This window comes from Candidatus Peregrinibacteria bacterium, assembly GCA_030700255.1.
In the GTDB taxonomy this organism is placed as follows: Bacteria; Patescibacteriota; Gracilibacteria; order UBA1369; family JABINC01; genus JABINC01.
In genome coordinates, this window is sequence record JAUYJN010000036.1 from 26,707 (window position 1) to 41,999 (window position 15,293).

Below are 15,293 nucleotides of genomic sequence, written 5' to 3' on the forward strand. Positions count from 1 at the left end.
CTATTTCACATAAGCCTCCCACGCATCATTTTGTATAACGATACGATTTACAAGTGTTATCGCTTCTGCACGAGTTATAGAGGCATCCGGTTTTACAGATCCATCCACGTAACCACGTACATATTGCAAACGTCTTGCCGTCTCAATAAACTTAGTAGCCCAGTGACCACTCGTATCAGAGAATAAACTTGATTTATAGTTGCCAACTTCTTCATCTACAGCGATAAGTAAAACTTTCAAAGCTTCTGCACGAGTTAGTTCGTTAGCAGGTCCAAAGTTATTATCCGCATAACCATTTATAAATCCTTTAAGTTTTGCCGTATATACATAACGTGCGAACCATGCTATCTTCTCAACGTCAGGGAATGGTTTATTTGGAGATACGGAAGGCACATCCACGCAAAGCGCCTTAAGAACAATTGTTATAAACTCTGCTCTATTGATAGGTTTATCAGGATAGAATTTATTTCCTACGTAACCGTCAACAATAGATAATTGATAAGCTTCATTCGCACTATCTTTTACCCAATGTGAAGAAACATCTGAAAATACACCTGATCTCTCAACATAACACGATGCAAGTACTGCGTCAGGCTCTCCATCACTTGATTCAAGTGCTACATCAACAAATGTAGATGGCGTGTGAAGTGTGCTAAATGGAAGCGTATATCCACCGCCGCCACCCCCACCGCCTCCAGAAGAGCTACCTCCTCCGCCGCCACCACCTCCACTTGGAGGAGTCACGATAGCTACGGCCTCACAAGCATCACCTATTCCATCAGAATCACTATCAGTCTGACTAGTATTTGGAATAGTCATACAATTATCTTCATCATCAGCAACGCCATCTCCATCTGTATCTACTACTGGGTCTGGCTCTGGGTCTGGCTCTGGGTCTGGCTCTACAGGTGTATCATCGGAGTCACATACATCACCAAGACCATCATGATCTGCATCAAGCTGATTATCATTCGCAATTAAAGGACAATTATCAGTTGCATCTGGCTCACCATCTCCATCTGTATCTACTACTGCATCTGGATCACCAGGAGACGGTACGGTGAATTCAGCAACATAACAGTTATTATCTTCACCACCTGCACCTTCATCAATTGCATTTGTCCAATCAAGACATACATCATATTCATAATCTCCAGGCATTAAATTTAAACCATCAAATCTAATTTTGCCAGAACTACCTGGGGCATAGAAGGCGGCGGTCTCACGCATATTTCCATCTACCAATGTGAATGTTACAACATCCTCAGGAGCTCCATCCGGAATTTCAATACCATCCATATGAGCCATCAATGCAGAAAAATCGGTAGACCTGTAATCAGCATTGCCATCACCAACGTTTTTAATGTTTAATACAACTTCATTATATTTCCAGCTATAAGTTACATCTACAAATTGAAGATCAGGAGTTTCAACTTCTGTATCCACAGGTGCATCCGGCTCATCAGGAGACGGTACGGTGAATTCAGCAACATAACAGTTATTATCTTCACCACCTAATTCACCTTCATCAATTACATCTGTCAAATCAAGACATACTTTATATTCATAATCTCCAGGAATTAAATCTGAAGCATCAAATCTAATTTTGCCAGAACTACCTGGGGCATAGAAGGCAGCCGCTCCCATAGCACCCTCTACCAATGTGAATGTTACGTCCGCAGGAGCTTCAGCCGGAATGTCAAGACCCCCCATATGAGCCATCAATGGAGAAGAAGTGTCAGGCCTGTAATCAGCATTGCCATCACCAACGTTTTCAATGTTTAATACAACTTCATTATATTTCCAGCTATAAGTTACATCTACAAATTGAAGATCAGGAGTTTCAACTACTGGCTCCGGCTCACCAGAAGACGGTACGATGAATTTAACAATATCACAGTTATTATCTTCACCACCTGCACCTTCACCACCTGCACCTTCATCAATTACATCTGTCAAATCAAGACATACATTATATTCATAATCTCCAGGAATTAAATCTGAAGCATCAAATCCAATTTTGCCAGAACTACCTGGCTCATAGAAGGCAGCATCATTTATATCTCCATCTACCAATTTGAATGTTACGTCATCAGGAGCTCCATCCGGAATGTCAATACCCCCCATATGAGCCATCAATGGAGAAGAAGTGCCAGGCCTGTAATCAGCATTGCCATCACCAATGTTTTTAATCTTTAATACAACTTCTTCCGTATCTGCATCATAAGCTACATCTACAAATTGAAGATCAGGAGTCCCAACTGTTGGAACTGCAGGACATGCCGCATTTCCAGGATCTGGATCACATGGATTATTTGGATCTGTTTCACCATTATATTCAACAAAATCGCTTAACCCATCTCCATCTGTATCAGAGATAAGTGGGTTTGATCCAAAAACCGCTTCTTTTTCATCTATCAGTCCATCTCCATCAGTATCAGCGTCCGCATCAGGAGCAGGAGGAGGAACAGAACCAGTCAGCTGCTTAAATCCTCCATTCATAGAGAAGTAAACAACAGTCACAAGTATAAATACACTTGCAAAGGCTCCTACGTAAATCCCAAGACGTGATTTCTTTGGTGGCTCAGGATCTTTACCATTATTACTAGATTGCATAAGATCAGGTTTGACCTCTGCGGTTGATATTTCATATGTTGAATCTGTGCCGGTTGGAGTTAGAGTACTTTGATCTACATTGATAGCTCCTTCATCGAATACATTCGAACTAGGGTTTTGCCCTCCTTCCACTGGTGGTTGACCGGTGTCCGGTAACTGAGTATTATCCATTTCGTTTGGGTTTAAAGATTTATTTTAATTAAATCCATGAATTGTACCACATTTTCAATGATTTAACAAGTACCATGTTTAAAATAAAAAATAATGACGGCAAAGCCCGCATAGGAAATATGAAAATAGGAGGGATTGAAGTAGAGACTCCGATATTTATGCCATGTGGTACAAAAGGCAGCGTAAAGAGCTTAACCAATGCAGACATCAAAGAGATCGGCTATGATCTTTTTTTGTGTAACACATACCACATGATGCTCCGCCCGGGAGAAGGTTTCGTGGCAAAAAAAGGTGGCCTTCACAGGTGGATAAATTGGGATCGGCTACTACTGACAGACTCGGGCGGATTTCAAGTATTTTCACTTGGGAAAAATAATAAAATCACCGAGGACGGAGTTGAATTTTCATCATACCTCGATGGTGAAAAACGTTTCCTCACTCCGGAGGAAGCTATGCGGATACAACACAAACTTGGCGCAAATATAGTTATGGCATTCGACGAATGCGCGCCTGGAAATTCATCTCACGAATATGCTCGCAAAGCTATGAAACGTACTCACAATTGGGTACTACGATGTATCGAAGAACATAAAAAACTGGAAGCGACCAACCCAAAAGGTCAAATACTTTTCCCGATTGCACAAGGGGTTGTGTATGAGGATCTCCGAATTGAATCTACAAAATTCATGGCGGCACTACCTCTGCCGGGTCTTGCAATCGGCGGACTAAGTGTCGGTGAATCAAAAAAAGATATGTACGGAACACTCGAAGCAATCAGTCTATATTTCCCGGAAGAAAAACCGCGATATTTGATGGGAGTTGGAAGCCCCGAAGACATAGTAGAAGCCGTTTATCATGGGATTGATATGTTTGATTGTGTACTTCCAACACGTCTTGCAAGGCATGGGACTTTTTGGACACTCGATGGTAGACATCACATACGAAATGCCAAATATAGAAATCAAGACGCACCATTACTCGAAGACTGTGATTGCTATGCATGTAAAAATCATTCAGTAAATTACATATTTCACCTCTGCCAAGAAAATGAAATCCTCGGCACAAGACTCCTCACAATTCACAATTTACGATTTTTAAAAAATTTAACAACTTGGATAAAAGAAGCTATTCGAGAAGGTCGTTATGCGGAGTTTCGAGAAAAATTCATGAAACGATTTGTAAAATAGACATGAGCATAGCGAATGTCTTGCGTAAAATGCTGAGTAAAAGTAGGATGCTGATGCGAAGAAGTACAAGATTGAATCCTTAAAAAGGACATAAAACTAATGTAGTTAATAACAAACTAAAATGATCTCATACCTAAAAGGATACGTACTTAAAAAACTCGAAAAATCGCTCATAGTTGACGTACAAGGAGTCGGTTATGAAGTCAAATCAAATACAAATCTAATCAGCGACATCAAAGAAAATGAAGACATAGAAGTATTCATTCATACTCATGTTCGTGAGGATGATATTTCCCTTTATGGATTCGGATCTTACGATGAATTAGAGTTATTTAAACTACTTATAAGTGTATCAGGGATAGGCCCAAGGATAGGGCTTGAGCTCCTAAATCAACCGGTAGAAATGCTAAAAAATGCAATCTACATGGGAGACAACGTGCTCCTTGCAAAAACTCCGGGCCTGGGCGCTAAAACTGCAGCAAAGTTAGTTCTAGAGCTCAAAAGCAAAGTGACGCCAAGTGCTCTGCCAAAATCTATATCTGCAAATATTCCAAGCGTTGGTGAAATAATAGAAGCTCTAGAAAATCTAGGCTACAACAGACACCAGATCACTCTCGGACTCAAAAGATTGGATACGGAAAATCTATCAACTGAAGAAATTATTACTTCATTTTTGAAAGAGGCTTATCAAAAATAAATGAAACTACCCCTACTCGTCACCAACAAATTCAATCTGAAGTACTTAATCGGATTCACCGGTTCAAATGGTTTTATGTTATTAACAAAAGACAAAAACTATTTCTTCACGGATGGGAGATATTTGGAAATTGCAAAAAAACTTGAAAAATCAAAAAGCTCAAAAGTTAAATTTGAATTCGTACTTTACGACCAAAATTTCAAAAATAAGTGGAAGGAAATTTTGAAAAAACATAGGATCAAAATCCTAAATTTTGAAGCCGATGATCTCACAGTATCAAAACTCTCATCATTTAAAAAACTCTCAAAAGGAGTGATATTTAAAGAAACCGTCCATGAAATTGCAACTAAAATGCGTGTACAAAAAAATAGAACAGAACTTAAGAAGGTCAGCAAGGCTCAGCAGATAATCGAAAAAGTATTTTCTCAAATAAAGAAGGAATTAAAAGTCGGGCAAACCGAAAAACAAATAGCCTGGCGAATCAAAGAACTCTGTCAAAAATTCAAAGCAAATGATATTTCTTTTGAACCAATAGTCGGATTTGGAGATAATAGCGCAAGCCCACATCACAACAATAGTGATCGGAAATTAAAAAAAGGAGACGTCATCCTCATAGATCATGGGGCCAGATTTCAAGGATATTGCTCAGATATGACACGAATGATCTGGACGCGTAAACCAACTGAAAAAGAAACCGAAGTTTACAATACCGTACTCAGCGCACAAATGGCTGGCATAAAGGCAATTAAAGCCGGAGAAACAGCCTCAAAAGTTGCAAAAATTGCTCGCAAAATAATTGAAGAAGCAGGCTACGGAGACAATTACACACATTCACTTGGTCACGGAGTTGGCATAGAAGTACACGACCCACCAACCTCGCTTAGTACACGCTCAAAAGACACACTTAAAGAAGGTATGGTGGTAACTATAGAACCTGGCATTTACTTATCAGGCGAATTTGGAGTAAGAATTGAAGACATGGGAGTGGTAACAAAAAAAGGAATCAAGCTATTTACAAAAACACCAAAGCAATTAAAAGATTGCATAAAGATGTTATAAAATCTTCCCTTCCAATAACTCAATATACCTATCTTCAAGATGTCCGATTTTTTTAACTACTCTAACTTTATCGATAGATCTTACCGTCTCCGGCATAACTTTTGAATTAACATCAAGCCCATTAACTTTCGATTTTTCGACAATGAACTGAAAAGCAAGCACTCGACTAACCTGGCTTGAAAGAGAGACTACAATTAGATATGGACTTTCTTCATTGATGAAAGCATTAGAAATTACAATGGCAGGGCGTATTTTAGAAACCTCCCTCCCCTTCACAGGATTGAAATCAACAAGCAAAATGTCACCATATTTTATTATATTCATAATTCATCAATTCCATCATCTATAGCAAACTCTCTCCATTCTTTTTCTTCCTCAGGTTCATTCGCATAATACTCCCTCATCTGTTTTCGAAGTACCTCCTCAGAAATAGGAAGCATACTCTCGAGATCAACATTTTGCATAAGAGAATAACTTATGAGTATACAAACAGGGGTATTGTCCTTGTTTACAACGACACGATAGTCAGCTGTATTACCAAGCTGCTTTATGACAGAATACAGCTTTGGCTGTAACTGAGTGGGTCGAATTGTTTTTTCCAAAGGAATCATATGTATCAAGGTAAAAAGACACCCTAATTATACCCAATTGGAATTCCAATTGCAATACGAAGCGTAAATGTCAAAAATACATAAGCACACCCTTTACATTTAGAACGAATTCGATATCATACCCATTGTTTCTAAAACAAATTTTATGTGTGGAGTATTTTCATATTTAGGGTCAAGAACAAACGTAGAGGAATTGGTTGTCAAAGGGCTTAAATCCCTCGAATATAGAGGATATGATTCATGGGGGATTGCATATAAAACAGACAAAGGTATTGAGATTGAAAAAGAGGTCGGGAAAATTAGTGACTCAGCAATAAAAAGACATTTGACGCCTACCGGACTTACTACAAATATAGCGATCGGTCATTCGAGGTGGGCAACTCACGGAGGAGTGACTCAAATGAATGCGCATCCACATCATTCTGCAGATAAAAACATAGTTCTGGTTCACAATGGAATAATCGAAAATTTCTTCGAGTTAAAAAAGGAACTTCAAGATAACGGTGTAGAATTTTATTCTGAAACTGACACGGAAGTTTTTGCGCATTTGATAAATTTGTATATTAGGGACGGCCTCGAAGAGGCCGTAAAAAAAGCCCTTTCGAAAATCAAAGGACGCTTTGCAATAGTTGTAATTTGCAAAACTGAGAACAAGCTTATCGCGGCTCGCGTCGGCTCGCCGCTCATCATCGGCATCAACAAAAAAGATCACGAATATTTCATAGCATCGGACATACCGGCGTTTTTGGAATACACAAAAGATGTTATGTATTTAGATGATGGACAAATGGTAACGATCGATCAAAATGGCGCACATTTCTATGAAATCGAAACAGGCAAACGAATTGAAAAACGTATAATCACTATTGATTGGGAAATAGAAAGCGCCGAAAAAGGTGACTTTGCGCATTTTATGCTCAAAGAAATCATGGAGCAAAAAGACACTCTTCACAGAGCTATCAATCAAGATACAAAAATGATCATCGATCTGGCTGCATATATAAAAAGTGCATATGGGACTTTTCTAATCGGCTGTGGGACGGCAGGTAAAGTATGTATGGTAGCTGAATATCTTTTTGCACACATCGCAAAACGCCATATCAACGTCACTTTCGGATCTGAGTTCAACCATTACAAACATTTCATAAAAGAAAAAAGTCTAATGATTGCTATATCTCAAAGCGGTGAAACAGCCGACACTCTCGAAGCTATAGATGTAGCCAAGAAGGCCGGCGCAAAAGTGGCATCTATTATCAATGTAGAAACATCTACCATGGCAAGACTTTCTGATTTCGTACTCCCTGTAAAAGCCGGCCCGGAAAAAGCCGTAGCATCAACCAAAGTTACAACCTCTCAAATAGCAATATTGACCCTGCTCGCATACGCGCTAGCAGACAGATTAATCGACGGAAAGCAGCTACTCATCAATACAGCGGCACAGATCAACGACATGCTTAATCCAAGATACGAACAACACATCAGAGAACTCGCTGAAAAAATTTATCATGCAGAAAGCATGTACATAATCGGTAAAGACATGAATTATCCGATAGCACTCGAAGCTGCTATCAAACTACAAGAAGTATCATACATTCATGCAGAGGGGTTCGCCGGAGGCGAACTAAAGCACGGCCCAATCGCACTTATTTCAAAAGGCACACCCGTAATCGCTATAGTTGCAAACGATGAATACAAACAAGAAATCCTCAGTAACGCCATGGAAATCAAAGCCAGAGGCGGATACATAATCGGAGTAAGCCCCGAAGAATCAGAAATCTTCGATTATTGGATCAAAGTTCCGGACGCAGGCAACGCTTCGCCTATCGTGAATATAATTCCAATACAACTGCTCGCTTACAAGCTCGCAGTACTCCGCGAAAACAATCCTGATATGCCAAGAAATCTCGCGAAAAGCGTAACGGTAAAATAGGTTTTTATTTTTTGAAAAGACGGTTTCTTTTAAGTCCTGTGATTTCCTTCAAAAGAATCTAGTACAACTCCCGTTCATTTTATGCTATGATATACAGATTGTTACAAAACATAATGCGTACATTTCTAAAAAATCATTGGAAACTAATTTCTATAGCTTTAACGGTTGCGACACTTACTGCCATATTCACCACATTCGCACTAAATTCCGGGAACCAACTTATGGGAAAGGTGCAAATGCAAAAAAAATCACCTCAACTTGAAAAATTAGGCGGGAAACAATTCAAACCACCGTCAAAGCAACCCACATTAAAGGAAAAAAAGATTTCAGATACAAAGAAGCGGTCCAAAGTACCTCCATTGATACCAAAAGTCTCAACAACTAATTCTATTGAACACGGAGATCAACATACGGAAGGTAAAATTCCCCTGTCTGGAAACCTGGTGGTGCCCGGTCCTATGGCACCGAATTCAACTACCACATCAACATGTACTTCACAGGATGTTGTAGGACTCTCACCAATCGACCTGAAGGATTACCTTCAAAATAATTCATATAATTGTCTTAATTTTCTTTGGTCTTTCGATGCGAACCTTCAGACTGTACTTACAGATGCCCACATGTCAGAGGTGCTCAATACCGCGATGAACTTGACCAACACATATACTGGAATTGATACGGACAACCTGAGGGAATTGATATTTTTTACGCGAGCCGCTTATTATCATCAATTTTATCAAACTTCATTGAATTTCAGTACCTTCGTCGACCAAGCGGCCACAAATACATTTACCTCATTCAGTCAAAATGTTAATTTTAACGCTTTAGATACTGATACGGAAAATATTATGTATGAATGGATAAACGGCATCGATGCGGCGGAAATGTCACATTTATACTATAATGAATTATACGAGGTTTTATCCGATTATGACACGAATGCATCGAGATGGGGAAGCTCCTGGCAAGATAATAATGCTTACTCGGCGATGTATGTAGTTTTTAGAGCCGTCACGAACAGTAACACACAATTTATAAACCAAATTGATCCACTCCTCATATCTACGCTGGAAAACATTGCGCTCAATACAAACCTTATTCCGAATTCCGACTATGTCGTTAATCAGGCGATATATACCCTTGGTTACATTGCAACCATACCGGCTCACCAAACTCAAGCATTACAAGCATTATCCGATATATTTACCGCGCTTCCGTACCTAAGTCAGCAATATCTTTGGGTACTGCAAATCATAGACCAAAACGGACTACCTTGCCCTATCCTATCTATTAATATCTGCAAGCCAAGCATTGTTCCAATTGTTGAGACAATGGTATTTCCATATCAATATAATTTCGATGACACAACCATGGTCGTACACACATCATTACCATTAACTGATGTCCAACCTTTGTACCATGCAATAAAAGAAGTACAAGGACAATTCAATCGTATAACCGAGACGATACTCCCCGTTCAAAACGACCCTAACGGGATTTTAACGATTAGACTGTATGGGACAATGCAAGAGTATTGGAATTATCAATGGTTTTTATACAATCTACCGATAAATAATGGTGGCATATACATAGAACAAGATGGGATATTTTATACCTGTCAACGCACCGCTTCACAAAGTATATATTCTCTCGAAGAACTTTTTCGTCACGAATATGTACACTATTTAGTTGGTAGATATTTGATTCAAGGTTTTTGGGGAACAGTCCCAATATATTCGGGAGATCGCATGGTATGGTTTGATGAGGGCTTAGCGGAGTTTCTTGCATGGAGTATGCAAACGGGTATCAATACTCGTCAAATGCTCATATCTCAAATCGCATCAGACGGCACAAACAGAATGACAATAAATCAAATCGTAAATACATCATACGGTAATTTCATTTTTTATCGTTATGCGGGAATGTTGTTTAACTATCTTTATGCAAATGACAAAGATACATTACGCAACCTTTTGATCTATGCTCATGAATCTAACATCGTGGCATTTGACTCACTCATCAATCAAATGGCAAATGATCCCGGACTGGAAATCAGCTACCAAAATTACCTAGACCAACAAATCGCAAATATATCAAATCTTAGCAATCCTTTTACAATTTTTCCAAATGTGAATAACCTGGATCTTAATGATCCGACCGCAGTCGAACAAATATTTCAAACAACACAATTCGGACATCTTGGCGAATGCTCGGTTGCCGCGATGAGTCTCAATTCACGTTTCTCATGCAGAGGGACATTAACAGGCCCTCTTTCAATCACGCAAGATTACGTCGTGGCATGGAGTACTTTTAATGCACAACTGAATCAAATTATAAATGAACTGCAAGGATCTTCAAATAATTTTGAAGCAATGCAATGCCGCATGGGTTACATATCATTTCCTGAGCATCAAGGCTTTCCCGGGCAATATTACCCTCTTACTGAATATTATTGTGATGGGCCACTTGGATCAAACAGCTTCTCTCTATTACCGCCCACACAGCAAATACCTCTTGATTTTCAAAGTACACGACTTGGACAAAATACAACTTGCGGTTTGAACACTACCAACGATATTGTATGTAATAATACTCTTACTACACAATTGTATACCAATTCTGTTAATAATACAGTGCTTGAACAAGCATTAGAAGATGCATTGATCGAGTTACAAAGTTCCGTATACGCAATACGTCCGAATTATTACAATAATTTCAATTGCACACCGCAAAACACACCGCAACTTATTCAATATACGACGACAGAAAAATATATGCTCCAAAATGTTGAGTGCATAATAAATACATAAACCATGCTCAAAAATACAAAAATTGTAGCGACTCTCGGTCCATCATCGGACGACTGTACAACTATCACGAAAATGGTACAGGCCGGCATGAACGTTGCCAGATTAAATTTTTCACATGGCACACATGAAAATCATGAGATGCTTTTAAATAATGTACGCACCGTTTCAAAGAAGCTGGGAGTTCCAATTGCAATTATTCAAGATCTACAAGGACCAAAGATCAGGATCGCAAAACTAAAAGAACCTATTCAAATAAAAAAAGGGCAAATAGTAATAATAAACACAAAGAATGAAACAAAGGAAAATAATATCCCTATTCAGTACAAAGGTCTTCCATCTGAAGTAAAAGCCGGCTCAACTATATTTATAAATGATGGACTACTTGAACTCAAAGTATTAAAAACAAATAAAAAAGATCGCATAGAATGTAAGGTTGTATGTGGAGGAATCGTTGAATCAAACAAAGGCATGAACGTGATTGATGGATTCCTAAAAGCTGCAACGCTCACAGCAAAAGATAAAAAAGACCTCGCTTGGGGTATAAAACACAAAGTGGACTTTGTCGCCCTTTCATTTGTAAAAGAAGCTTCAGATATTATAAGTCTGAAAAAAAGACTTGAAGGTACAGGAATAAAAGTTATTTCAAAAATTGAAAGAAGGGAGGCGGTAGAAGATGAAACGCTTGAAGGGATAATAATCGCATCAGATGCGATTATGGTCGCCAGAGGCGACCTAGGCGTAGAAGTACGCCCTGAATACGTCCCAATCCTTCAAAAAAGGATGATTCACTTAGCAAACAAGCATGCGCGTCCGGTGATCACTGCAACTCAAATGATGCAATCAATGATTGAGAACCCTACTCCAACCAGAGCCGAGGTGAGCGATGTTGCAAATGCAATCCTCGATCACACCGATGCAATTATGCTTTCAAACGAGACCTCGACCGGCCCTTACCCACTCAAAGCCATACAAATCATGAAACGAATTTCACATGTAGTAGAAGATGAAATGGCCAGACATGAACTTTTTGTGCCAAACAAAATGTATAACATAGGAGAAACTTGCGCGCTCGCTTACGCCGGAGTGAGCATAGCATGTGATATGAATGCAGATGCAATAATAGTAATTACAGAAACTGGTGAAAGCGCACTTCAAGTCGCAAAGATGAGACCACTAAAAAACAACTTCGTATTTACAAAAAACGAAAAAACAAAGAACCAATTGGCACTTGTCTGGGGAGTAAATCGAATATTCTGTATAAAAGATTTCGCCAAGCTAAATGCTAAAGAAATCGTTAAAATTCTCAAAAAAGAAAAACTTTCTCACAAAGGACAAAAAGTTGTCATCATTAATACACAAAAAAATTCAAACAAAATCGAAACAATTATAATCTAGAGGTGTTGTATTCAAACAAGCATAACGTATAATGCATACGCTATTTAAACGTATGTAAAAATGATTATTCTTGGGATCGATCCGGGTACTGCAATAACAGGATTTTCTTTACTCGAATTTAATAAACAAAATGTACATTTGATTGATTACGGCTGCATAAGGACAAAATCGACGGAACCTCATCACGAAAGATTAAATGAAATAGCTGAAGATATTGATAGCTTGATTAGAAAATATAAGCCAAATATATGTGCTATTGAAAAACTTTTCTTTTCAAAAAATGTCAAAACAGCAATGTCAGTATCGGAAGTACGTGGAGTGCTGATGCATCTGGCCGCAAAGGCGGGGCTCGAAATCTATGAATATACTCCAAACGAAGTTAAATCAAACGTGACAGGAGATGGGAAAGCAGATAAACTCCAGGTACAAAAAATGGTTAAAACCATACTAAATCTAAAGGAAATCCCACAACCTGATGATGCGGCGGACGCAATTGCAATTGCGCTTTGCCATGTACAGAACTCAAAAATACCAAAATGAAAAAACTAAGTAATATTCTAATTCTCGTGTCTCTAATACTTCTAAGTGTTATAACCATAAAACACTTCAGTCTTTCAAGTTATGTCACAAAATACTTCACACAAAACAATGAAACAAATGAAGTAGTTAAAACAAATACACCAAAAAAAATAAAAACAAAGATTTCATACAAAACACATATAGAGAAAGGGGATTTACGCTTTCAAAATGGATACAATACATTAGCAATAACTGAATACACGCTGGCAAGCCAGCTTGAACCAAGTCTCCCGGAAGCATATATAAAAATAGGGAAAGTACATTTCAGTGAAAAGAATTTTCAAAAAGCATTAGAAAATTTTCGTATAGCAAGCCAAATTGATATGGAAGATATAGAAGCAAAAATCCTTATTGGAATTGCTTATATAAACCTAAATGAATTTGATAAAGCAGATAAAATCTTAAACTCCGTAACCGGAGATGATGCGAGACTTTATTATTATAGAGGGCTTCTGAACATACTTTACAAAAAATATGATGATGCAAAATACAATTTAGAAAAAGCCATAGAAGCAGACCAAGGGAACAATATAAAAGAAAATGCTCAGAAAATATTATCAGCCTTCGAAACTTTTGAAAAAAGCGAAGGAGCTCAAGAAACATATAGACGAACATTGCTATCAAAGGCACTAAGTGAAGTAAATGAGCACAACCTAACAATACAAGTAATATATGATGTATTGGAAGAAAATCCGGAATATAGGGACTCATGGATCATTCTAGGATATTCTTATTTGAATTTAGAGAAATATTTCGATGCTATTTCAAGCTTTGAAAAGGCGCTTAAAATAGACCCAAGTAAGCCGGAGACCCTTTATTTCCTTGGATTGGTACAAAAAAAACAAGGCGAATACGGCAAAGCTATTAACAATTTAGAAGTTGCCATAAGAAATGGCTTTGAACCAAAAGCGACAGCCTTCAAAGAACTCGCAGAAAGCTATTTAAAAAATGAAGAGTATGAGAAGTCTGTAGATTACTATGAAAAATTAATAATAATTGATCCATCCAATTTAGATGCTTTTACAAAAGCGATATGGATATATATTGATTTTATAGGAAACCCGGGCAAGGCCGAGGCTCTTGCGGAAAACGCCGTAAAAACACATCCGGAAGACGCTTTGAGTTATAATTTACTTGGCTGGACTAAAACAATACAAGGCGATATGGCAGGAGCGAAGGACAACCTGGATAAAGCTTTAGAAATAGATGAGAACCTAGCTGCAGCCTACCTAAACTTAGGAATTTGGTATGAGGCACAAGAAAACATAATCGAAGCAAAAGCAAATTATAAAAGAGCATATGAGCTGGAAAAAGGAACCGGTGTTGGAGAAAAAGCTCTAAACTTGTACAATGCAATTATAAAAAACGAAATATCATCTGACCAATCTCAATCATGACTCTACACACTTTTATGCCACTCATTATATTCATCTTTGGAACCATGATCGGTAGTTTCATAAGTGTTTTAATTCACAGAATACATGAGAACAAACCGGGAATACTACTGGGACGCTCACAGTGCACACAATGTAAATACAAACTAAGACCACTTGATCTAATTCCACTATTTTCTTATATATTCACAAGAGGGAAATGTCGTAGTTGCAAAAAATCAATCAGCTTAACCTACCCTGCTCTAGAACTCATGACCGGATTTACATTTTTGGCTCTATATTTATTCACTCCAAGTATTTTTGAACTACACGAAGTAACTTACAATACCGGATACCTACATACGGTATTATTTTATTACTTCACATTTACAGCTTTAATATTCACTTTTTTCTATGATTTAAAGTATTTGGAAATAAGCGACAGAATTTTACTACCACTAATAATAATTGGAATAATTCTACCATTTACACCAAATTATTTTTTAGAGCCAAAAGACATGGCACTTGGGCTTCTGATTCCAATAGCATTTTTTGCATTCCAAATCATAATCTCAAAGGGCAAATGGATCGGTGGAGGAGATCTTCGGATTGGAGCTGTGATGGGTGTTTTACTCGGATGGAAAGCTGTTTTACTGGCTTTATTCGTAGGATACTGCATAGGTGCAGTTATAAGTTTGCTCCTCCTAACTTCCAAAAAATTCACAAGAAAAAGTATGATACCATTCGGACCATTCCTAGTGATTGGAACATATATCGCATTTTTTTATGGAGAAGCTATAATCAAATGGTATTTGGAACTATTTTATATATAGATTCTGAATTCGTTACTCCGTATACTCTGGTT

Annotated in this window: 12 protein-coding genes; 9 read left to right on the forward strand and 3 right to left on the reverse strand. The window is 38.1% G+C overall.

Going from position 1 to position 15,293, the window contains the following annotated elements:
• Complete coding sequence (locus Q8P68_04495) at positions 1 to 2,787, reverse strand: S-layer homology domain-containing protein (protein MDP4008421.1); 2,787 nt, start codon at positions 2,785 to 2,787, stop codon at positions 1 to 3.
• A gap of 74 nt (positions 2,788 to 2,861) precedes the next feature.
• Here Q8P68_04495 and tgt point away from each other — a divergent pair, with 74 nt between their 5' ends.
• The 3 genes from tgt (at position 2,862) to Q8P68_04510 (ending at position 5,730) form a co-directional block, all read left to right on the forward strand.
• Positions 2,862 to 3,974 carry a tRNA guanosine(34) transglycosylase Tgt gene (gene tgt / locus Q8P68_04500; protein ID MDP4008422.1) on the forward strand — a complete coding sequence of 371 codons (1,113 nt, stop codon included), beginning with the start codon at positions 2,862 to 2,864 and terminating at the stop codon, positions 3,972 to 3,974.
• A 121-nt stretch (positions 3,975 to 4,095) separates the two neighbouring features.
• Positions 4,096 to 4,671, forward strand: a complete 576-nt coding sequence (gene ruvA / locus Q8P68_04505) for a Holliday junction branch migration protein RuvA (GenBank protein ID MDP4008423.1) — start codon at positions 4,096 to 4,098, stop codon at positions 4,669 to 4,671.
• Positions 4,672 to 5,730 carry an aminopeptidase P family protein gene (locus tag Q8P68_04510; protein MDP4008424.1) on the forward strand — a complete coding sequence of 353 codons (1,059 nt, stop codon included), beginning with the start codon at positions 4,672 to 4,674 and terminating at the stop codon, positions 5,728 to 5,730. It abuts the gene before it with no gap.
• Here Q8P68_04510 and Q8P68_04515 read toward each other — a convergent pair.
• Both Q8P68_04515 and Q8P68_04520 read right to left on the reverse strand, forming a co-directional pair.
• On the reverse strand, positions 5,725 to 6,054 hold the full coding sequence (locus tag Q8P68_04515) for a type II toxin-antitoxin system PemK/MazF family toxin (protein MDP4008425.1): 330 nt from the start codon (positions 6,052 to 6,054) through the stop codon (positions 5,725 to 5,727). The genes Q8P68_04510 and Q8P68_04515 overlap by 6 nt on opposite strands.
• A complete protein-coding gene (locus tag Q8P68_04520) occupies positions 6,051 to 6,341 on the reverse strand; it encodes a hypothetical protein (protein ID MDP4008426.1) in 291 nt (96 codons plus the stop codon). The genes Q8P68_04515 and Q8P68_04520 overlap by 4 nt, the downstream gene beginning before the upstream one ends.
• A 145-nt stretch (positions 6,342 to 6,486) precedes the next feature.
• Here Q8P68_04520 and glmS point away from each other — a divergent pair, with 145 nt between their 5' ends.
• From glmS to Q8P68_04550, 6 genes are all read left to right on the forward strand, one after another.
• Positions 6,487 to 8,271, forward strand: coding sequence for a glutamine--fructose-6-phosphate transaminase (isomerizing) (glmS, locus tag Q8P68_04525; protein ID MDP4008427.1), 1,785 nt, complete (start codon positions 6,487 to 6,489; stop codon positions 8,269 to 8,271).
• 86 nt (positions 8,272 to 8,357) lie between these two features.
• Positions 8,358 to 11,081, forward strand: coding sequence for a collagenase (locus Q8P68_04530; protein MDP4008428.1), 2,724 nt, complete (start codon positions 8,358 to 8,360; stop codon positions 11,079 to 11,081).
• 3 nt (positions 11,082 to 11,084) lie between these two features.
• Complete coding sequence (gene pyk / locus Q8P68_04535) at positions 11,085 to 12,476, forward strand: pyruvate kinase (GenBank protein ID MDP4008429.1); 1,392 nt, start codon at positions 11,085 to 11,087, stop codon at positions 12,474 to 12,476.
• 60 nt (positions 12,477 to 12,536) lie between these two features.
• Positions 12,537 to 13,016 (forward strand): crossover junction endodeoxyribonuclease RuvC, encoded by a 480-nt coding sequence (gene ruvC, locus Q8P68_04540; GenBank protein ID MDP4008430.1) that lies wholly within the window; start codon positions 12,537 to 12,539, stop codon positions 13,014 to 13,016.
• Complete coding sequence (locus Q8P68_04545; protein MDP4008431.1) at positions 13,013 to 14,452, forward strand: tetratricopeptide repeat protein; 1,440 nt, start codon at positions 13,013 to 13,015, stop codon at positions 14,450 to 14,452. Before ruvC ends, Q8P68_04545 begins: the two co-directional genes overlap by 4 nt.
• Before the next feature lie 14 nt (positions 14,453 to 14,466).
• Positions 14,467 to 15,261 carry a prepilin peptidase gene (locus Q8P68_04550; protein MDP4008432.1) on the forward strand — a complete coding sequence of 265 codons (795 nt, stop codon included), beginning with the start codon at positions 14,467 to 14,469 and terminating at the stop codon, positions 15,259 to 15,261.
• The last annotated feature ends 32 nt before the right edge of the window (positions 15,262 to 15,293 follow it).